This window comes from Pandoraea vervacti, from assembly GCF_000934605.2.
In the GTDB taxonomy this organism is placed as follows: Bacteria; Pseudomonadota; Gammaproteobacteria; order Burkholderiales; family Burkholderiaceae; genus Pandoraea; species Pandoraea vervacti.
Genome location: NZ_CP010897.2, coordinates 3,270,422 through 3,289,613, shown reverse-complemented (window position 1 = coordinate 3,289,613; position 19,192 = coordinate 3,270,422). Strand labels below are relative to the sequence as shown.

General features: G+C 63.7%; 14 protein-coding genes. 10 read left to right on the top strand and 4 right to left on the bottom strand.

The features are described from left to right. Positions 1 to 16: 16 nt before the first annotated feature. The 4 genes from UC34_RS14365 (at position 17) to UC34_RS14350 (ending at position 7,049) form a co-directional block, all read left to right on the top strand. A complete protein-coding gene (locus tag UC34_RS14365) occupies positions 17 to 2,062 on the top strand; it encodes a pilus assembly protein TadG-related protein (protein WP_044456090.1) in 2,046 nt (681 codons plus the stop codon). A gap of 174 nt (positions 2,063 to 2,236) precedes the next feature. Further along, positions 2,237 to 3,628: a sigma 54-interacting transcriptional regulator gene (locus UC34_RS14360; RefSeq protein ID WP_044456089.1), complete on the top strand. Its 1,392-nt coding sequence runs from the start codon at positions 2,237 to 2,239 to the stop codon at positions 3,626 to 3,628. A 394-nt stretch (positions 3,629 to 4,022) separates the two neighbouring features. Continuing rightward, positions 4,023 to 4,760 carry a DUF2968 domain-containing protein gene (locus UC34_RS14355; protein WP_044456088.1) on the top strand — a complete coding sequence of 246 codons (738 nt, stop codon included), beginning with the start codon at positions 4,023 to 4,025 and terminating at the stop codon, positions 4,758 to 4,760. A gap of 396 nt (positions 4,761 to 5,156) precedes the next feature. Continuing rightward, the gene (locus UC34_RS14350) at positions 5,157 to 7,049 is read left to right on the top strand and encodes a potassium transporter Kup (protein WP_044456087.1); all 1,893 of its coding nucleotides are present in this window, start codon (positions 5,157 to 5,159) and stop codon (positions 7,047 to 7,049) included. A 143-nt stretch (positions 7,050 to 7,192) separates the two neighbouring features. Here UC34_RS14350 and UC34_RS14345 read toward each other — a convergent pair whose 3' ends face one another. Further along, positions 7,193 to 9,544 carry a Tex family protein gene (locus tag UC34_RS14345; RefSeq protein WP_044456086.1) on the bottom strand — a complete coding sequence of 784 codons (2,352 nt, stop codon included), beginning with the start codon at positions 9,542 to 9,544 and terminating at the stop codon, positions 7,193 to 7,195. 87 nt (positions 9,545 to 9,631) lie between these two features. Here UC34_RS14345 and UC34_RS14340 point away from each other — a divergent pair, with 87 nt between their 5' ends. From UC34_RS14340 to UC34_RS14330, 3 genes are all read left to right on the top strand, one after another. Beyond that, positions 9,632 to 10,579 carry a hypothetical protein gene (locus tag UC34_RS14340; RefSeq protein WP_052811058.1) on the top strand — a complete coding sequence of 316 codons (948 nt, stop codon included), beginning with the start codon at positions 9,632 to 9,634 and terminating at the stop codon, positions 10,577 to 10,579. A gap of 113 nt (positions 10,580 to 10,692) precedes the next feature. Then, a complete protein-coding gene (locus UC34_RS14335; protein WP_044456085.1) occupies positions 10,693 to 10,896 on the top strand; it encodes a YdcH family protein in 204 nt (67 codons plus the stop codon). A 129-nt stretch (positions 10,897 to 11,025) separates the two neighbouring features. Beyond that, positions 11,026 to 13,263 (top strand): ATP-dependent DNA helicase, encoded by a 2,238-nt coding sequence (locus tag UC34_RS14330; RefSeq protein WP_044456084.1) that lies wholly within the window; start codon positions 11,026 to 11,028, stop codon positions 13,261 to 13,263. A gap of 94 nt (positions 13,264 to 13,357) precedes the next feature. On the opposite strand, the gene UC34_RS14325 is transcribed toward UC34_RS14330, so the two are convergent. Further along, positions 13,358 to 13,981, bottom strand: a complete 624-nt coding sequence (locus UC34_RS14325; protein WP_052811057.1) for a glutamine amidotransferase — start codon at positions 13,979 to 13,981, stop codon at positions 13,358 to 13,360. 69 nt (positions 13,982 to 14,050) lie between these two features. After that, positions 14,051 to 14,875, bottom strand: a complete 825-nt coding sequence (locus UC34_RS14320; protein WP_044456082.1) for an outer membrane protein assembly factor BamD — start codon at positions 14,873 to 14,875, stop codon at positions 14,051 to 14,053. 21 nt (positions 14,876 to 14,896) lie between these two features. On the opposite strand from UC34_RS14320, the gene UC34_RS14315 reads away from it, so the two are divergent. Both UC34_RS14315 and pgeF read left to right on the top strand, forming a co-directional pair. After that, positions 14,897 to 16,036 (top strand): RluA family pseudouridine synthase, encoded by a 1,140-nt coding sequence (locus tag UC34_RS14315; RefSeq protein WP_044456081.1) that lies wholly within the window; start codon positions 14,897 to 14,899, stop codon positions 16,034 to 16,036. After that, the gene (pgeF, locus tag UC34_RS14310) at positions 16,017 to 16,859 is read left to right on the top strand and encodes a peptidoglycan editing factor PgeF (RefSeq protein ID WP_052811056.1); all 843 of its coding nucleotides are present in this window, start codon (positions 16,017 to 16,019) and stop codon (positions 16,857 to 16,859) included. Before UC34_RS14315 ends, pgeF begins: the two co-directional genes overlap by 20 nt. Positions 16,860 to 16,952: 93 nt before the next feature. Here pgeF and UC34_RS14305 read toward each other — a convergent pair whose 3' ends face one another. Then, entirely contained in the window at positions 16,953 to 17,135 is a 183-nt protein-coding gene (locus tag UC34_RS14305) for a hypothetical protein (protein WP_044456080.1), read from the bottom strand. A gap of 204 nt (positions 17,136 to 17,339) precedes the next feature. Between UC34_RS14305 and phaC the strand changes: the two genes are divergently transcribed. Continuing rightward, positions 17,340 to 19,187, top strand: a complete 1,848-nt coding sequence (gene phaC / locus UC34_RS14300; protein ID WP_237165111.1) for a class I poly(R)-hydroxyalkanoic acid synthase — start codon at positions 17,340 to 17,342, stop codon at positions 19,185 to 19,187. The last annotated feature ends 5 nt before the right edge of the window (positions 19,188 to 19,192 follow it).

Here is a 19,192-nt window from a genome sequence, read left to right as displayed (position 1 = left end):
CGAGAGACGGCCAAGGATGTTCCTTGGCCGTCAACGCGGCTCGGTGCCGATCCTTGCCTACATTTTCGTATTCGTCGTGCTGATTCTGGCGTTCGCCATCGACGCCGGCTCTGCGTTCATGAAGCGGCGCGAACTGCAACGCGCCGCCGACATGGCTGCGCTCGCCGGCGCGCAGACGCTCCCCGGTTGCGCCAACGCCACGTCGTTCGACACGGTCGCGCGCGCGAACCTCACGTCGAACCTCGGCAGCAACGTGAGCGGACTCACGATCTCGACATCCTGCGGTATCTGGACCTCGCCGCCGCCGTCGTCGACCACGCCGGGCACGTTCGTGGCGGCCACGCCAGCCAATGCGGCAAGCGGCAACGCCGTCTCAGTGACGTTGTCCTTGGGCGTGCCGTCGTTCTTCCAACTGGCCGGCACGCGCACGATCGGTGCGACGGCGGTCGCGCGCAAGGCGCCTGCGGTCGTGACCTTTACGGTCGACTCGGGTCTGCTGGCGCTCAATGCGAGCAATTCCGTGCTCGCGCCGCTGCTGACGTCGATCGGTATCACGCCCTCAGTGTATGTCGGCGCGGCGCAACAGCTCGTTGGGGTGAACATCACGCCCAAGGGGCTGTTGCAGGCGCTGGGCGTGCCAGTGACGGGGGATGTCAGCGTCGCATCGCTCTCGGGGGTGGCCGCCGTGAAAAACCTGACGGTGGGCACGTTGCTGAGCGCGACGAATACCGCGCTTGCCACGCAAAATGGTGCGCTGTCGGCGTCCGTCACGGCGATGAACAACCTCGTCAACGTGTTCGCCAACAGCCCGGTGCTGAATGTGCCGGTCAACCTGCTCGGCACGGCGACGACGCCGGGCATCATTGCCAATATCGATGCCGCCGGCGTGAGCGCGGCGAATGCGCTAAGCGCAAATGTCGGAATCGCCGACCTGATTACGGCCGCCGTCATCGGGGCAAACGGCAGCAACGCCGTGGCGGTGCCGTCGCTGTCGATTCTCGGCGGCACGGTGTCTGTCGTTGCACGGGTCATTTCGCCACCGCAGATCGGCGTTGGGGGAATCGGCGCGACAGCGACCAATGCGCAGGTGCGGCTATTCCTGACGGTCAACTCGGCGGCATCGGGCGCGGGACCGCTGGGCGGACTGCTCAGCGCAGCGGGCACGACCCTGAATCTGCCGCTGGTGCTGGAGCTCGCGCAGTCAACGGCGACGGTGACCGCATTGCAGTGCGGCGCGACGCCGTCGACGACGTTGCAAGTCAATTCGGGGCTGGTGAATGTCTGCGTCGGCGGTACGGCTGCCGGTGTCGACGTGCAGACGAACCCGGCGAGTTGCACCACGCTCATGACACAGCGCACGAGCATCGCGACGTTGCTCGGCCTCATTGACGTCGGTGCGAACGTCAACCTTTCTCTCGTGACCAATTCGCCGGCGCCGATTACGTTCGCCGGACCGTTTCCGCAAAAGGTAGGGCCGATCGGATCGAGCGTGGACCTGAGCAAGATCGTTACCGCATTGGTCACCGGGCTCTCTCTCGACGTAAGCGCCGGTGGTGGAACGTCCTCCTCACAGCCCGTTGCCACCGCACTGGTCGACAACGTGCCGCCGGCACTTACGGCGTTGTCCATCTCGACGGTCAACAGCTTTCTCGGCAATGCAGCGAAGGGGCTGAACGATCTGGCCGGGTCGCTCAATAACACGCTCGGGGCGGTCTTGACCCTCAACCTGCCGAAGGTGGTCGGTGGCGTGACGGGAATCGTGAGCGGACTGATCACTACGCTGAACGGGATCGTGAGCGGGTTGCTCAGCGGCATCGCCGATACGATATGCAATCTGGGGGGAAGGCAATGCCGTATCGACACCGTCGCAAGTTCGATCAGCACATCGAACGTTTCCCCAGTCCTGGGCAGCGTGCTCTACACCTTGCTCAACCCGCTGCTCACGCCGCTGAGCAACGTCATCAACACGTTGCTGTCCTCGCTGGGCATCACGCTGGGCATGACGACGGTGACGGTCGATAGCATCAACTGTCAGAACGGGCTGGTGCAACTGGTGTACTAGCGTCGCTGGGGGCGCGATGGGTGCGCAGCGCAGCGGACGACGCGGGAAACGTTGGCAAGCAGATGAGGGACTTCATGAAAAATGCGATCAGTGATTCCCGAAGTCGGGTAGAGGCGGTGCACTGAACTTGACCATGACGAGCGCCAGGGGGCGTTCGCCAACGAGCGGATAAGCATGAAAAGCAAGCCTGTACGCGAAGATCTCGATGTGTATGTCTGGGAGGGCAAGTCGGATATCGCCGACCGTGTCGCCCACTGCCTAGCGAGCTTCGACATGGAAGTCATTCGCGCCGACGGCATCGATCTGTCGCGTGAGCGGACGAAGACGCGTCCGTCCATCGCGGTCGTGAGCGTGTCGGTGATCGAAGGCGCGTCGACCAACGCCCGCGAATGGCAACTCGGCCACGGCATGCCCGTGATCTGGGTGGCCACGACCGCGCGCGAAAACGACGCACGCGTGTTTCCGCCCGAGTACAGCAACATCCTCACGCTCGACTTCACCGGGGCGGAACTGCGCACCCTCATCTTCAAGCTCTCCGGCGCCATTGCCGAAGCCGACAGCGCGCCGATGCCGGCCGATCCGCTCGTCGCGCAATCGAGCGCCATGCTCGATCTGCTGGCCGAAGTCGACGCGTTCGCCGATTGCGACTCGAATGTGCTGATCCATGGCGAGACGGGCGTGGGCAAGGAACGTATCGCCCGGTTGCTGCACGACAAGCAGAGTCATTACGGAAAGGGTCCGTTCGTTGCCGTGAACTGCGGCGCGATTCCGGACGGCTTGTTCGAATCGCACTTCTTCGGTCATGCCAAGGGCGCGTTCACCGGGGCGCTGTACTCGCACAAGGGGTATTTCGAGCAGGCCAACGACGGCACGCTGTTTCTCGACGAAATCGGCGATCTGCCGTTGTATCAGCAGGTCAAGCTGCTGCGGGTGCTGGAGGACAGCGCGGTGACGCGTCTGGGCTCGGCGCAGCCCGTGAAGCTCGACTTCCGGCTGGTCGCGGCCACCAACAAGAACCTCAAGTCCATGGTGCGCGACGAATTGTTCCGTGCCGACCTGTTTTATCGCCTCGCCGTGATCGAGCTTCATATCCCGAGTCTGGAAGAGCGCGGACCGGTCGACAAGCTCGCCGTCTTCTGCGCGTATCTCGGCAAGGTCGTAGGCGACAGCGAAATTGGCGCGCAGGTACCGCCATGGTTGCGCGAACGGGTCGAAAACGGGTTGTTTCCCGGCAACGTGCGCGAGATGCGCAACATCGCGGAGCGTGTGGGCATCATTTACCGGCAACTGGGGGGCTGGGACGAGCGGCGCATTCGGCCAATCTTCGACGCGCTGTCGATGGGCACGGTGACGCGCCCTGAAGAGGGCGCGCGGGGCAGCGCAGTGGGCGCCCGCTGGGATGCGACCGAGCGCGCGCGCATTGTCGCCGCGCTCGACGCCAACGGCTGGCGGCGTCAGGACACCGCGAACGCGTTGGGCATCAGTCGCAAGGTGCTCTGGGAAAAAATGCGCAAGTACCAGATTCTCGGCAACGACTCCGAACTGGCCAGCGAATATGAAGGGTGAACCCGGCCACGGACGAATCCGGATTTGACCGGGCCGGCGTGGCGCAACCGGGACGTCTTTGCCGGGCAGACGCCCTTAACGCGCACTGCGTGGGCAACGCCTCAATATGGCCTTCCTTGACGGGATTTTTCTGACAAGCATATTCCGTCAACCGGAAGTCGCGAGGCCGCCGAGTTGCGCCGTATCAACAGATGAAATCGCGCAGCGACAATAACGCATTCCCCGCTTGGAAGTGCGCGTCTCAATGGATAGAATTGTCGGCTATTGCGGGCATGCGGTTATCATTCCACAAATACGCAGGGATCAGATCCTCGGGACGGAGTCCGGGGTGGCGAGTGAATGCGACGAATAAGGGTCGTACAACGATCCGGTCGATAACAGGAAAACAGATCAGATGAAAATCAGTGATTGCCGGGGGCGGTTGTGGTTGGGCGTGGGGGTGGCATGCCTGGCAGCCTGGGGAACGTCGGCCATGGCAGCCGACGCGGTCCGTGATGTGACCGGCGCGACGTCCGCGCAGATCGCTGCGCCGGCAGTGCCTGCACAATCGGCATCGGCATCGGCATCGGCTGCGGCATCGGGCACGATCCAGGAACTGCGCGATCGCATCCAGAACAAGGAAGTCACCGAACTTCGCACCACATACAACGGCCGTTACGGGGCGAGCCTGTTGTTCTACCCGCAGACGCTTGGCTATTACGTGGCGCTGTTCCACGAAGGCCAGTTCTGGCGCGTCGTCAAGCTTGCCAATGAGAAGAAGGCGGAATCGCTGTATGCCGACTTCGTCCACCAGACGCAGGTGCTCGCCGACGTCGAGATCAATCGCATCAAGCTCGAAGCGCAGAAGGCGATGATCGAGCGTCAGCTGGCCGAGAGCGAAACGCGCCTGAACGCCGTGCAGAACGATCTGAATATTCAGCGTCAGCAGGAACAGGCACTGGCCCAGAATCAGCAGGCCGTGCGCGAACAGGCCGCGGCACTGGAGACCGAACGCAGCGCAGCTCGCATTCGCCTGAGCGACGTGCAGGGCCAGATTCGCTCGCTGGAAGCGCAGCAGAACACGGTCGATTCCGAACTCGTGCGCTCGGTCAAGGGCTCGGGCTCGACGAAGAAGACCACGCGTCGTCGCTAATTGCACGCCAATTCGACGTTTCAGATGTGAGAAAGCCGCCTTCGGGCGGCTTTTTTCATGGTGGCGCGCGGCAAACGTCCGGACGATGCGGGCGACGCCCGGCCCGTGCTACACGCAATTGACGCGACTGTCGACTGACGAATCGCGCATGTCCGGCATATGTCGCGCATTTGCAACTTGAAACGCGGGTAAGCGTACGCGCACGCTTACCCGCCCGAGATGGGTAAAACCCTTGCCGTACGGGACTGGTCATGGGACCCGCCTCGTCATATCCTAGCGAAGCATGTCATGTCACAAGCCCGGCGATCAGGAACTGCCCGGGCTGGCGAGGGAACCGGCGCCCAGTTAGAATAGCGCCCATTTTGTGCAGCGCAATAAAGCGATTACCCAAACCTTATGACGCAAAACATACGACACGGGCAGCGCCCCCAGGCCATGCCCGCGCTCATGGTGGCGGCCATCGGCGTGGTCTTCGGCGATATCGGCACCAGCCCGCTCTATGCGCTCAAGGAGTGTTTTGATCCGCAGCACGGCATTCCGTTTAATCAGCAGGCCGTGTTCGGCATCATCTCGCTGTTGTTCTGGGCGCTGGTGATCGTCGTTTCCCTCAAGTACGTTTTGTTCGTGATGCGTGCGGATAACCGCGGCGAAGGTGGGGTGCTGGCCCTCATGGCGCTTAGCCTGCGAAGCGTGCGTGCGGGTAGCCGATGGGCGTCGGTCCTTATGATGCTGGGCATGTTCGGGGCCTGCATGTTCTACGGGGACGCGGTCATCACACCCGCCATCTCCGTGATGTCGGCGGTCGAGGGGCTGGAGATCGCCGCGCCCTCGCTGACCAAATTCGTGCTGCCGATCACCATCGTCATCCTGATCATTCTGTTCTCGATGCAGAAGTCGGGAACGGCAAAGGTCGGACGCCTGTTCGGCCCCGTCATGGTGCTGTGGTTCGTCATTCTCGGCGTGCTCGGCGTGTACAACATGGTGCTCGCGCCGGAGATCATCAAGGCGATCAACCCGTACTACGGTATCCATTTCATTCGGACGCACGCGCTGCAGGCGTACATCGTGCTCGGCTCCGTTTTCCTCGTGCTCACGGGCGCGGAAGCGCTGTACGCCGACATGGGGCACTTCGGGATCCGTCCGATTCGTTTTGCCTGGTCGTTCCTCGTTTTTCCAGCCCTCGCGCTCAACTACTTCGGTCAGGGCGCGTTGCTGCTGTCCAATCCCAAGGCCATCGAGAATCCGTTCTTCCTGCTCGCACCGGACTGGGCCCTGCTGCCGCTGGTGATCGTCGCGACGGCGGCGACCGTGATTGCGTCGCAGGCCGTGATCTCCGGGGCATTTTCGCTGACGAGCCAGGCGATTCAGCTCGGCTACGTGCCGCGCATGAAGATCCTGCACACGTCGGATCGCGAGATCGGTCAGATCTACATGCCGGTGATCAACTGGTCGCTGCTGCTGGTCATCATCTGGATCGTGCTCGCCTTCAAGTCGTCGAGCAATCTGGCGGCGGCGTACGGCATTGCCGTGACCACGACGATGGTCATTACGACGATTCTCGCGTGCGTGGTCATGGTCAAGGTCTGGAACTGGAACAAGTTCCTCGTCGCACTCATCATCACGGGCTTTCTCGTGGTGGACTTCGCGTTCTTCGGTGCCAATCTCATCAAGGTCGAAGAGGGTGGCTGGCTGCCGCTGGCGTTGGGGGCGTTCCTGTTCTTCATGCTGATGACGTGGCACAAGGGACGTCAGTTGCTGCGCGAGCGCACGGCGGCCGACGGGATTCCGCTCGGGCCGTTCCTTCAGGGGTTGCTGGCGCATCCGCCACATCGCGTGGCGGGCACCGCAATCTATCTGACGGGCGGCAACACGCTGGTGCCGGTGAGCCTGCTGCATAACCTCAAGCACAACCGCATTCTGCACGAGCGCACGATTTTCCTGACCTTCCGTACGCTGGACGTGCCATACGCCGAAGACAGCAGCCGCATCGAGGTCAAGGACCACACCGGTGGCCTGTTCAGTGTAGTCGCGACCTTCGGTTTCAATGAGACGCCGGACGTGAAGGAAGTGCTGCATCTGCTCGAAGAGAAGACGGACATGCACTTCGAACTGATGGACACTTCCTTCTTCCTGGCGCGCGAGACCGTCGTGCCGACCAAGCTGCCGGGGATGTCGATCTGGCGCGAACGGCTGTTCGCATGGATGCATCAGAACGCCGCCAAGCCGACCGACTTCTTCAGTATTCCGGCGAACCGCGTGGTCGAGCTGGGCACGAAAATCGAGATCTAGCGCACGTTCGCGTGCGTTCGCTTCGTCCGGGGAAGCGATGCGCGATGGCAAGATGAAAAAAAGCCCACTCATCCGAGTGGGCTTTTTGCCGTCTGGGCGCCGGATGCAGCGTGTGTCGCTGCATCGCGGGACGCTCAGGACATTCAGCGCTTGAGCTTGGCGAAGGCTGCCGCCATGGCGTTGACCGTTTCCGGTTCGCGCTGGCGGGCGCCGCCGTTGCTGCTGCGATGGCCGCCGCCTCCGCTGCCGCTACGTGCTCCGTTGCCGCCACCACTGCTCGGACGGTCGCTGGCGCCGGCGACCGGCAGGTCATCGCTCAGGCGCATCGTGAGCGAAATGCGCTGACGGCGCGGGTCGACTTCGAGCACCTTCACCTTGACGATATCGCCAGCCTTCACGACTTCGTGCGGGTCCTTGATGAACTTCGTCGACATGGCGGAGACGTGAACCAGGCCATCCTGATGGACGCCGATGTCGATGAACGCACCGAAAGCGGCCACGTTCGTCACGACGCCCTCGAGTTGCATGCCCGGCTTCAGGTCGGTCAGCTTCTCGACGCCTTCCTGGAAAGTCGCCGTCTTGAATTCGGGGCGCGGATCGCGGCCGGGCTTTTCCAGTTCGGTCAGAATGTCCTTGACGGTCGGCAATCCGAAGCGCTCGTCGACGAACTCCGTCGGCGACACGCTGCGCACCACCGAGCCATTGCCCATCACCTCGCCGATCGATTTCTTGATCTTCGCGAGAATGCGCTCGACAACCGGATACGCCTCCGGGTGAACCGACGAGCGGTCCAGCGGATTGTCGCCGCCGTTCACGCGCAGGAAGCCGGCAGCCTGTTCGAACGTCTTGTCGCCCAGGCGCGGCACTTTCTTGAGCGCTTCACGGTTGGTGAACGGGCCGTTGCTGTCGCGGAAGTCCACGATGTTCTTCGCGAGCGTGCTGTTCAGGCCGGATACGCGCGCGAGCAGCGGCGCCGACGCCGTGTTGACGTCCACACCCACGGCGTTCACGCAATCCTCGACGACGGCGTCGAGCATGCGGGCCAACTCGCGCTGGTTCACGTCATGCTGATACTGGCCCACGCCAATGGCTTTCGGCTCGATCTTGACGAGTTCGGCAAGGGGATCCTGCAGGCGGCGCGCAATCGATACGGCGCCACGCAGCGAGACGTCGAGTTCCGGGAACTCCTTGGCGGCAAATTCGGAGGCCGAGTACACCGACGCGCCGGCTTCCGACACCACGATCTTCTGAAGCTTGAGTTCCGGGTGGCGCTTGATCAGTTCCTGCGCGAGCTTGTCCGTCTCACGCGACGCCGTGCCGTTGCCGATGCTCACGAGTTGCGCGCCGGTGGCGGCGGCGATTTTCGCCAGACGCGCCAGCGAGCCGTCCCAGTCGCGGCGGGGCTCGTGCGGGTAGATGGTGTCGGTGCCGAGCAGTTTGCCCGTTGCGTCGACCACTGCGACCTTCACGCCGGTACGCAGGCCGGGGTCCAGGCCGATCACGCCCTTCGGGCCGGCCGGTGCGGCGAGCAGCAACGCCTTGAGGTTGCGTGCGAACACGCGGATGGCTTCGCTCTCGGCGCTTTCGCGAATTTGCGTGAGCAGTTCCGATTCGAGGTGCGGCTGCACCTTCACGCGCCACGACCAGCGGCACACATCGCCGAGCCATTTGTCGGCGGCGCGGTTCTGCTGACGAATGCCGAAGTGCCCGGCAATCACGCTCTCGCACGGGTGCGGGACCTGCGCGTCGAGCTCTTCGCCCAGGCCCAGCTTGACCATCAGAATGCCGAGGTTGCGGCCACGGAACAACGCGAGCGCGCGATGCGACGGGACGGCGGCAATCGGCTCGGCGTAGTCGTAATAGTCGCGGAATTTTTCGCCTTCTTCGCTTTCCTTGCCTTCCACGACCTTCGACGAGACCACGCCCTGCGTCCACAGGTAGTCGCGCAGCTTGCCGAGCAACTCGGCCGTCTCGCCGAACTGCTCCGAGAGGATGTCGCGCGCGCCGTCGAGCGCTGCCTTGATGTCTGCCACGCCTTTGTCGGCGTCGACGAATTTGGCGGCTTCGACCTGCGGGTCGAGCGTCGGGTCGCCGAGCAGGGCCTGCGCGAGCGGCTCAAGGCCGGCTTCGCGGGCGATCTGGGCGCGCGTGCGGCGCTTTTGCTTGTACGGCAGATAGAGATCTTCGAGCGTCTGCTTCGTTTCGGCCGCCACGATGGCGGTGCGCAGTTCGTCGGTCAGCTTGCCTTGTTCCTCGATGCTCGTGAGGATCGCTGCACGGCGATCTTCCAGTTCGCGCAGATACAGCAGGCGCTCTTCGAGATTCCGCAGTTGCGTGTCGTCGAGGTTATCGGTCACTTCCTTGCGATAGCGGGCGATGAAGGGCACGGTGGCGCCTTCGTCCAGCAGTTGCACGGCAGCGGCGACCTGACGCGGCTGTACGCCGAGTTCGTCGGCGATGCGTTGAACGATCTGAAGGGCTACGTTTTGCGTCATGAGTGTTGCGAGTTACCCAAGTGCCAGGAGCGGGGCATTTTGCCATAAACCGCGGGCGCGTCCGGGCAGGCAATGCTAAAATTTGGCATGACTCCGCTCAACCTCATGATTTCCCTCGATAAATTGTTTTCGCGACTGAATCAACATCAGGTTTCGTATCGGGACGCCACGTCCCGTGCGCGCGTATCGATTCCCGGACTCGCCCTGACAGTGGCAATGGCGGCTACGGCTGCCGCGCCGGGGATCTCGTATGCGCAGGGGCTGAGCGCCGTGGAAGCGGCGGGTCGCACGACCGAGCAGCTGCGCGTGCCCGTGGTGCCGTTCGACGCGACCGCAGACCGCATCGCATCGCCGTCGTCCGCCAGCAAGGCCAGCGCCGCAGCGGCGGCGGCCGAGGACGACAAGCCCGTCCCCTACGACGACCAGCTCGACATGCACCCGGCGCAGGACGATTTTGCCGGTCGCCGCGCGGTGCTCGATCGTCAGCGGGCGTGGATCGATTACCGTTTCGCGGAAGCGAAGTACGAGTGCGCGTCGAAGTTCTTCGTGAACTACTGCATCGACAAGGCACGCGACGAGCAGCGTGAGGCGCTCAAGGCGGTGCGCAGCCAGCGTCTCGTGCTGGAAGATCAGGAGCGCAAGGCGCGTGCGGCGGAGCGCGACGAGCGTCTCGCAGCCAAGCGCGCGCAAACCGCTGCCGAGGCGCCTCAGCGCGCCGCCGAGCGAGCCCAGAACGTGGCCGATTACGAAGCCAAGCAGGCCGAGTATCAGCAACGGGTGACGGAGCGCACGGGGCAAGCCCCGCAGCGTGCGGCCAACAGCGAGTCGTACAATGCGAAACAGGCTGCACAGCAGCAGAAGCTCGACGAAGCGAAGGCCACCGCAGCACAGAAGGCGGCAGAGCGCGAAGAGAACGTGCGCAAGTACAACCAGAAACAGCAGGAAGCCATCGAGCGTCAGCAAAAGTCGGACGCGCGCCGTAACGAGTCCCAATCGGGCGGCTCGCCGGCGCAGAAGGCCATCCAGGGTCAGTAAATTCAGCAATACCTAGCAATACCCAGCAACACCCAGTAAGGCCAGCAAGCGACGCTGAACGATCGTTGGCGCCGGAACCGGAATTAATTGAGAGTCGCAGGAGAGTTGCCACGATGCAGCACGATCTTCACTCCGTTGGACGCCGCATCATCGAGTTGCAGATCGAACACCGCGATCTGGATTACCTGATCGACAAGCTCCTGACGGAGCCGGCGTACGACGAACTTCAGGTCACCCGCCTCAAGAAGCGCCGTCTGAAGATCAAGGACACGATCACCTTGCTGCAGGTGCAGCAAACGCCGGACCAGCCCGCCTGAGCGGGGTGAGCCGGAGCTTCGCGCGATACCGGACGCCTGTGTGTGCGGCGCCAGCGCGGTTATTTTTCATTGCGGCGCCACGAATGCTCATGGAGCGATTCGCGGCGCCTTCGAGTTTTCTGAGCCGTTTTGACCGATTCCGCCGCCAGCGATCCCGCCGACCTCTCCCCCAGCGCCGATACCCCCACATTTCACGGACTCAAGCCGCTTGCGCCCAAGCGTGAGCGCGAGTTGCAGGAAATCTTCGGTGACGGCGGCATGCTCGCGCGTGCCATCGACGGCTACCGCTCGCGCGAGCCGCAGACCGAGATGGCGCGCGCCGTGGCCGCCGCGATGGACACCCACGACACACTGATCGCCGAAGCGGGCACCGGCACGGGCAAGACCTACGCGTATCTCGTGCCGGCCATGCTATGGGGCGGCAAGACGATCATCTCGACCGGTACCAAGCATTTGCAGGACCAGATCTTCGCGCGGGATATTCCCACCGTGCGCAAGGCGCTCGCCGTGCCGGTGACGGTCGCCATGCTCAAGGGGCGTTCGAACTATCTGTGTCACTACTATCTCGAACGCGCCCAGCAGGAGGGGCGTTTCGCTTCGCGCCACGAGGCGGCGCAACTGCGTGAGATCACGACGTTCGCGCAGATCACGCACAGCGGCGACAAGGCCGAACTCGCCTCGGTGCCGGAGAATGCGCCGATCTGGGCACAGGTGACCTCCACCCGCGACAACTGCCTGGGACAGGAATGCCCGCGTTACAAGGACTGCTTTGTGATGCTCGCGCGCAAGGAGGCGCAACAGGCCGACCTCGTGGTGGTCAATCACCACCTGTTCTTTGCCGACGTGATGCTGCGCGATACGGGCATGGCGGAACTGTTGCCGAGTGCGAACACGGTGATTTTCGACGAAGCGCATCAGTTGCCGGAGACGGCCACGCTGTTCTTCGGCGAGACGGTGTCGACCAGCCAACTGCTTGAATTGGCGCGCGATTGCGTAGCCGAAGGGCTGATTCACGCGCGTGACGCTGCCGACTGGGTCAAGCTCGGTGCGAACCTCGAGCGCTCGGCACGCGACGTGCGTCTGACGTTCGGGCAGGACAACACGCGCATGTCCGTGACGCAATTGCCGGACGATCACGAACTGTTCGGCGCGCTCGAGAGTGTCGATCTCTCGCTGCAAGACCTGATCGAAACGCTCCAGCATCAGGCGGAACGCGCCGAGGCGCTGGGCGCTTGTCTGCGTCGTGCGTTGGAGTTGCACGAGCAACTTGAGCGCTGGCAGTTGGGGGTGACACCGCCGACGCCGGACGAGCAGCCGCTGCCGTTGCTGGACCCGGACGCGCCGCGTGTTACGGACGGCAAGCGGGAAAAAGCGGCGAAGGCTGCGAAGGCCGCGACGGCGCGCGAAGCGCAAGCCGCGCGGCTGGCCACCCAGGCGGAGGCCGCTGGCACCGACTTGCAAGGCGATGGCCCGTCGGACAAAACCTATACGCCGCCCGAGACGGTTCGCTGGATCGAAGTCTTTTCGCAGACGGTGCAGTTGCACCAGACGCCGCTGTCGATTGCGCCGATCTTCGCGAAGCAGCGTGCCGGTGCGCCGCGTGCGTGGATTTTCACGTCGGCGACGTTGTCCGTGAAGGGCAACTTCATGCACTACGCCGCCCAGTTGGGCCTCGACGCACAGAAGTCCCTCACGCTGGCCAGTCCGTTCGACTATCCGAACCAGAGCCTGTTGTACGTGCCACGAGGATTGCCGCAACCGTCTGCCCCCAACTTTACGGATGCGGTGCTCGACGCCGCATTGCCGGTGTTGGAGGTGAGCGGCGGGCGGGCGTTCGTGCTCTGTACGACATTGCGTGCGGTGAACCGGGCCGCGGAACGTCTGCGCGAAGAGTTCGAACGTCGCGGGTGGCCTTACCCGTTGCTCGTGCAGGGCGAGGCAAGCCGCACGGAATTGCTCGACCGCTTCCGCGCGCTGGGCAATGCGGTGCTGATCGGCAGCCAGAGTTTCTGGGAAGGGGTGGATGTGCGTGGCGAGGCGCTCTCGCTCGTCATTATCGACAAGCTGCCGTTTGCCCCGCCCGACGACCCGGTGCTGGCAGCGCGCCTCGACGCGCTGACGAAGAAGGGGCTGAGTCCGTTTGCGGTGCACCAGTTGCCGCAGGCCGTGATTACGCTCAAACAAGGGGCGGGGCGTCTGATTCGTTCCGAGGCCGACCGGGGCGTGTTGATGATCTGCGATCCGCGTCTCGTGGACAAACCTTACGGCCGTCGCATCTGGCAGAGCTTGCCGCCATTCAAGCGCACCCGCGAGCTGCCGATCGTGCGCGGTTTCTTCGACGAGATCGCGGCACAGGCCGGTAGCTGAATCGTGGTTTGCATGCAGTAAATGAGAAAAAAAGCCAGACGTTTGCGTCTGGCTTTTTCATGTCGACGGGCGTCTTTCAGGTCGCTCAGGTCGTTCAGTTTGCACCGGGCGGCATGGCGTCGAGCCAACGTCCAATAACGGCAGGCGCGACTTCCGAGAGCCGCGCGTGATGGCGGCGCGCGTCCTCGCGCAATGTCGCCGGATCGATCTTCGCCGCGCTCAGTTCACACGCATGACCGACGAGCCAGGATTCGATGCGGGCGGCATCGGCTTCGAGGTGAAATTGCAGGCCCAGTGCGTGGGTGCCGAGCGCGAACGCCTGATGTGCACCGACAGCGGTGCGCGCGAGGTGTGCCGCCCCCGGCGGAATGTCGAACTGATCGCCATGCCAGTGAAGTACCGCCGCATCCCCCAGCGCGGCGAGCGGCGACGTCTGTCCCGCGTCGGTCAGCATGAGTGGCGCGTAGCCGATCTCCTTCACGCCCAGCGGATAGACCTTCGCACCCAATGCCCGCGCCATCAGTTGCGCACCCAGGCATATGCCGAGAATCGGTTTGCCTGCGTCGAGTCGTCGTTTGACGAGCGCGAGTTCGTCGGCGATGAACGGGTGTAGCGCGTCATCGTACGCGCCGATCGGGCCGCCCAGCACCACCAGCAAGTCCGGGGCGAGCGCATCGAGGGTGCCAAGCTCGGCGAGCGGCGCGTCGACATACTTCACGACCGGAACGAAAAAGCCCCCGCAATTGCGAGGGCTCCTTTCAGAAAGACGATCGGCGGCTTATGCAGCTTAGCGCCAGATCTGCCACCAGGACTTCTTGTCGCCGGTGGTGTCGATACGTCGGCCGACGGTAAGGTAGCCGCTGTTCGGGTAGGTCTTTTCCATCACGCGACGGGCGTCGTCACGCAGTTCGGTCATGCCGAGTTTGTCGTACGACTTGATCATGATGCCAAGCGCGTCTTCCAGCGCGGGCGCCTGATCGTAATCCTTCAGAGCGGTCTGCGCGCGGTTCACGGCGGCGAGGTACGCGCCACGACGGTAGTAGTACTCCGCCGCATGCACTTCGTGTGCCGCCATCGCGTTGACGGCGTAGCGCATGCGCAGGGCAGCGTCGTTCGCGTACTTGCTGGTCGGATAATGCTCGACCAGGTACTTGAAGCTGTCATATGCAGCGCGCAGCGCCTTCGGATCGCGTTCGCTCAGATCCTGGCCCGAGAAGCGGCCAAACAGACCAAGGTCGTCGTTGAAGTTGATCAGACCCTTGAGGTAATAGGCGTAATCGATCGACGGGCTGTCCGGATGCAAACGGATGAAGCGGTCGACGGCGGTGAGCGCCTGCGCCGGCTCATTGTCCTTGTAATAGGAGTAGGCCGTGTTGATCTGTGCCTGTTGGGCGTGCGGGCCGAACGGATCGCGACCTTCGAGCAACTCGTAGTACTTGGCGGCCTTCGTATAGTCGCCGCTATCAAAGCTGTCCTTGGCTTCCGAGTATAATTTGTTCGTCGACCAGCTGGCCGTTTCGTCGACCTTCTCCGGCAGAATGCCACAGGCGGCCATGCTGCCGACCACGATGGCGGCCAGCGTCAGATGTTTGACAAGTTTCAGGGCTTGCATGCTCGTTGGCTTCACTTCTCGATGACCCGTTCAATAGTGCCGGATTATAGCGTAACCGCCTCATTCGCCACGGAAAATGCGGAGGATTCGTCTGACGACGACCTCGACTCGCTTCCGGCGGCTTTCCCAAGTGCTTCCGATCAGCCTCTCGCAGAGGGCGCTTCCGTCGTTCCCGTCAATACACCGCTTGTCACGACCTTACCCGACGCCCTCGCCGGCGAGCGGCTGGATAAGGCGCTGGCGTCCTGTTTTCCCGAATATTCCCGTAGCCGACTGCAAGCCTGGGTCGAAGACGGCCGCGTCACGCTCAATGGCGAGACCGCCAAGGTCCGGCAAAAGGTCGCCGGTGGCGAAGCTGTCGTCATCACGCCGGCGGCATTGCCGGAGCAGCTTGCCTTTGCGCCCGAACCCGTGCCGCTGGATGTCTTGTACGAAGACACGACGCTCGCCGTCTTCAACAAGCCGGCGGGGCTCGTCGTCCACCCGGCAGCCGGAAACTGGTCCGGCACGCTCCTCAACGGACTGCTGCACCGCTACGGCCAGTCGGCGGCCGACCTGCCGCGCGCGGGCATCGTGCACCGGCTCGACAAGGAGACGTCGGGGTTGATGGTTGTGGCACGTACGCTGATCGCGCAGACCGATCTGGTGCGCCAGTTGCAGGCGCGCTCGGTCAAGCGGCATTACGCGGCGCTGGTATGGGGACGCCCGGCGCTTCGCACGGTCGTCGACGCGCCGATCGGACGGGATCCGCGCGAGCGCACGCGTATGGCGGTCGTGCAGGGGCAGGGCGGCAAACCGGCGCGCACGCGCGTGGTGACGGTCGCCAGTGCCGAATGGGAAGGCTCCCCGGTTTCGCTGGTGCTTTGCTCGCTCGATACGGGGCGCACGCACCAGATTCGCGTCCATCTCTCCCATCTCGGCCATTCGCTGCTTGGCGATCCGCTATACAAGCCACGTCACAAGCGCCCCTCGTTGCCAGGCGGTTTTGCCCGTCAGGCGTTACATGCCTGGCGCCTCGGTCTGATTCATCCGGAAGACGACAGCGCGATGCACTGGCAGGCGCCGTTGCCGGACGACATGCGCGAACTCATGGCCGCGCTCGGCCTCGAATTCGACTTTACAACGCTCCCCGATTCGCTCGATGACTTCTTCCCTGCCTGAGTCAAACGACCTCAACGCCGTGCAAAACGCCCTCGCCACGGACTGGATCGTCCCGGACTGGCCTGCGCCGGCGAACGTGCGCGCCGTTTTCACGACACGCGCGGGCGGTGTCAGCCAGGGGCCGCACGCGACGTTCAACCTGGGCTACAAGGCGGACGACGATCCCGAAGCCGTGCGCATCAACCGGACGCTGCTCGCCGCGCGAGCAGGCGTGCCGTGTGCGTGGGTGGCGCAAGTGCATGGGCCGCGCGTCGTCGATGCACAAGCGGCGTTGGATGCCGTCAATGCGGGCGATCCGTTGCAAGCGGACGCGAGCGCCACGAACGCGGTAGGGCTGGCAAGCACGATCATGGTGGCGGACTGTCTGCCGGTGTTGCTATGCGATGCTCAGGGGCACGCTGTTGCAGCGGCACATGCCGGCTGGCGAGGGCTTTGCGCCGGCGTCATCGAGCAGACCGTGCAGGCATTGCGCGCACGCCTGCCGGAGCCCGGCAGCACAGCGACCGTCATCGCGTGGCTTGGCCCATGTATCGGTCCAACGGCGTTCGAAGTCGGTCCCGAGGTGCGCGAGGCGTTTCTGCGCGCCGCGACACCGGATGAGCGCGAAGCGACGCAAGCGGCGTTCGTTGCTCACGGCGACCCGGCGCTCGGCAAATCGCTCGCCGACCTATGCGCGCTGGCGCGGCTGCGGCTCGCGCGCGAGGGCGTGACGCAGGTCTCGGGCGGTCAGTGGTGCACGGTCGGCGACCCGGCGCGCTTTTATTCCTATCGTCGTGACCGGACGACCGGGCGTATGGCGGCGCTGGTCTGGCGTCAGACGTAAGGGGTGGCGCGGCCGACGTTGGCCGAGCGAGTGCGCGCCTGAGCCGGTTGGCGCGAGGGAGAACGAATTCGTCCTGGGGCGAGTCCCGAGCGCTCAATCTGCGTCATCGCGTCGCAGCGTGCGGGTACGCCGCGCGCGGCCTCCCGCGATGTACAGCATCAGCAGCGCGGGGCCAATGCCGCCGAACAGGAAGATCGCGATGCCCAGCCACGCGGAGGGTGCGGTGATGGCGACCATGCCGATGACGTAGAGCCAGCCGAGGAGGACGATGAGCATCGGGACAAACGCGCATTCAAAAATAAGGGGTGGAACGGGACAATGCGGAGATCGCGTGCCCGCGCCGTTCTCCGCAAAGATTGACACGCCTTCGCGCGCACGCAAGAATGCTTCACAGGCGGGGCGCATCGCTCATGAAGCGAAGCACGCCGCCGCGTTCCGGGCACTGGCCCCTAACGCAACGGACGTGACACTCAGGCTACCATGAATCGCGCCAGTGCCAACTTCGATCCGGCCTCGTTTGCCGCCTCGTTTGCTCAGCAGTTTCCCTCCGCTTCGCTCTCCGCTCAGGACATGTCGCAGTGGTTCAAGGCCGCCCAACAGATGTTCGGCGCTTTGCCGGGAACTGGCCCGTCACCCTTCGCCGCCAATGGCGCGGCGGCTGACGCGAACCCGTTCGCGGGGCTCTTCGAACTGTTCGGCAAGACGGGCGCACTGCCGCAACCGACGTCATTGCACGTCGACCCGGCCCGCCTGAAAGCGCTTCAGTCCGATTACGCCCGAGAATTTTCCGAACTTGTCGCCAGCTTCAATCAGCCCGGTCTCGATACGGCGCCCGCCTTGGGTGACCGTCGCTTTTCGGGCGAGGGCTGGCGCAATCCGTTCTATGCCCTGCCGGCGGCGCTCTATCTGCTCAATGGTCGTTTTCTGATGCGCATGGCCGAACTGGTCGATGCGGATGCGAAGACGCGTGAGCGCATCCGTTTTGCGGTCGAGCAGTGGGTGGCCGCGAGTTCGCCCGCGAACTTCATCGCCACCAATCCCGACGCGCAGCAACGTCTCGTGCAGACACATGGCGACAGTCTGCTCGCCGGTATGCAGCACCTGCTCGTCGACATGGGCAAAGGCAAGGTCTCGCAGACCGATGAGGCGGCCTTCGAAGTCGGACGCAACGTTGCCACGACCGAGGGCGCCGTGGTCTTCGAGAACGACCTGATTCAACTGATCCAGTACAAGGCACTCACGCCGACGGTGCATCAGCGCCCGCTGCTGGTCGTGCCGCCGTGCATCAACAAGTACTACATCCTCGATCTCCAGCCCGAGAATTCGCTGATCCGCTATGCCGTGGAGCAGGGGCACACCGTGTTTGTGGTGTCCTGGCGCAACCCTGACATGTCGCTCGCGCACAAGACGTGGGACGACTACGTGGGCGAGGGACCGATCGCCGCCATCGACGTCGTGCGCGACATCAGCGGGCAGTCGCAGATCAACGCCCTCGGCTTTTGCGTGGGCGGTACGTTGCTTGCCGCCGCGCTGGCCGTCCTTGCCGCCAAGGGCCAGAAGGGGCGGAAGTCACCGGTCGCGAGCGTGACATTGCTCACGACGTTGCTCGATTTTTCCGACACCGGCGTGCTCGACGTCTTCGTCGACGAGCCGCACGTGCAGTTTCGCGAGCAGACCATCGGCGGCGGCCTCGGGCAACCGCCGGGTCTCATGCGTGGCGTGGAACTGGCCAATACGTTCTCGTTCCTGCGTCCCAACGATCTGGTGTGGAACTATGTGGTCGACAGCTACCTGAAGGGCAATGCGCCGCAGCCGTTCGACTTGCTGTACTGGAACGGCGACGGCACCAATCTGCCCGGCCCGATGTTCTGCTGGTACTTGCGCCATCTCTATTTGCAGAACGAACTGAAGCAACCCGGTGCGATCCGCACCTGTGGCGTGCCTGTGGATCTGAGTGCGATCGACGCCCCGGCTTATGTGTTCGGGTCGCGTGAGGATCACATCGTGCCCTGGACGTCGGCGTTCCGCTCGCTGCCGTTGCTCAGTGGTGAGCGTCGCTTCGTGCTGGGCGCGTCCGGTCACATTGCCGGGGTGGTCAATCCGCCGATCAAGAAAAAGCGCAGCTATTGGCGTAATGACGATGTCGGTGTCGACGCAAACGATTGGCTGGCCGGCGCCACCGAGCATCCGGGCAGCTGGTGGACCGATTGGAGCGAATGGCTCGCAGGTTACGCCGGAAAACGCGTAAAAGCGCAAAATGCGTATGGTAATGTTGCTTATGCACCCATCGAACCGGCGCCTGGCCGCTATGTGAAGGCGAAAGCCTGAGCGTG

Coding starts and splice junctions, on each gene's coding strand:
- UC34_RS14365 (WP_044456090.1), top strand. CDS start 17: ATGTTCCTTGGCCGTCAACGCGGCTCGGTGCCGATCCTTGCCTACATT.
- UC34_RS14360 (WP_044456089.1), top strand. CDS start 2,237: ATGAAAAGCAAGCCTGTACGCGAAGATCTCGATGTGTATGTCTGGGAG.
- UC34_RS14355 (WP_044456088.1), top strand. CDS start 4,023: ATGAAAATCAGTGATTGCCGGGGGCGGTTGTGGTTGGGCGTGGGGGTG.
- UC34_RS14350 (WP_044456087.1), top strand. CDS start 5,157: ATGACGCAAAACATACGACACGGGCAGCGCCCCCAGGCCATGCCCGCG.
- UC34_RS14345 (WP_044456086.1), bottom strand. CDS start 9,544: ATGACGCAAAACGTAGCCCTTCAGATCGTTCAACGCATCGCCGACGAA.
- UC34_RS14340 (WP_052811058.1), top strand. CDS start 9,632: ATGACTCCGCTCAACCTCATGATTTCCCTCGATAAATTGTTTTCGCGA.
- UC34_RS14335 (WP_044456085.1), top strand. CDS start 10,693: ATGCAGCACGATCTTCACTCCGTTGGACGCCGCATCATCGAGTTGCAG.
- UC34_RS14320 (WP_044456082.1), bottom strand. CDS start 14,875: ATGCAAGCCCTGAAACTTGTCAAACATCTGACGCTGGCCGCCATCGTG.
- UC34_RS14315 (WP_044456081.1), top strand. CDS start 14,897: ATGACCCGTTCAATAGTGCCGGATTATAGCGTAACCGCCTCATTCGCC.
- pgeF (WP_052811056.1), top strand. CDS start 16,017: ATGACTTCTTCCCTGCCTGAGTCAAACGACCTCAACGCCGTGCAAAAC.
- UC34_RS14305 (WP_044456080.1), bottom strand. CDS start 17,135: ATGCTCATCGTCCTCCTCGGCTGGCTCTACGTCATCGGCATGGTCGCC.
- phaC (WP_237165111.1), top strand. CDS start 17,340: ATGAATCGCGCCAGTGCCAACTTCGATCCGGCCTCGTTTGCCGCCTCG.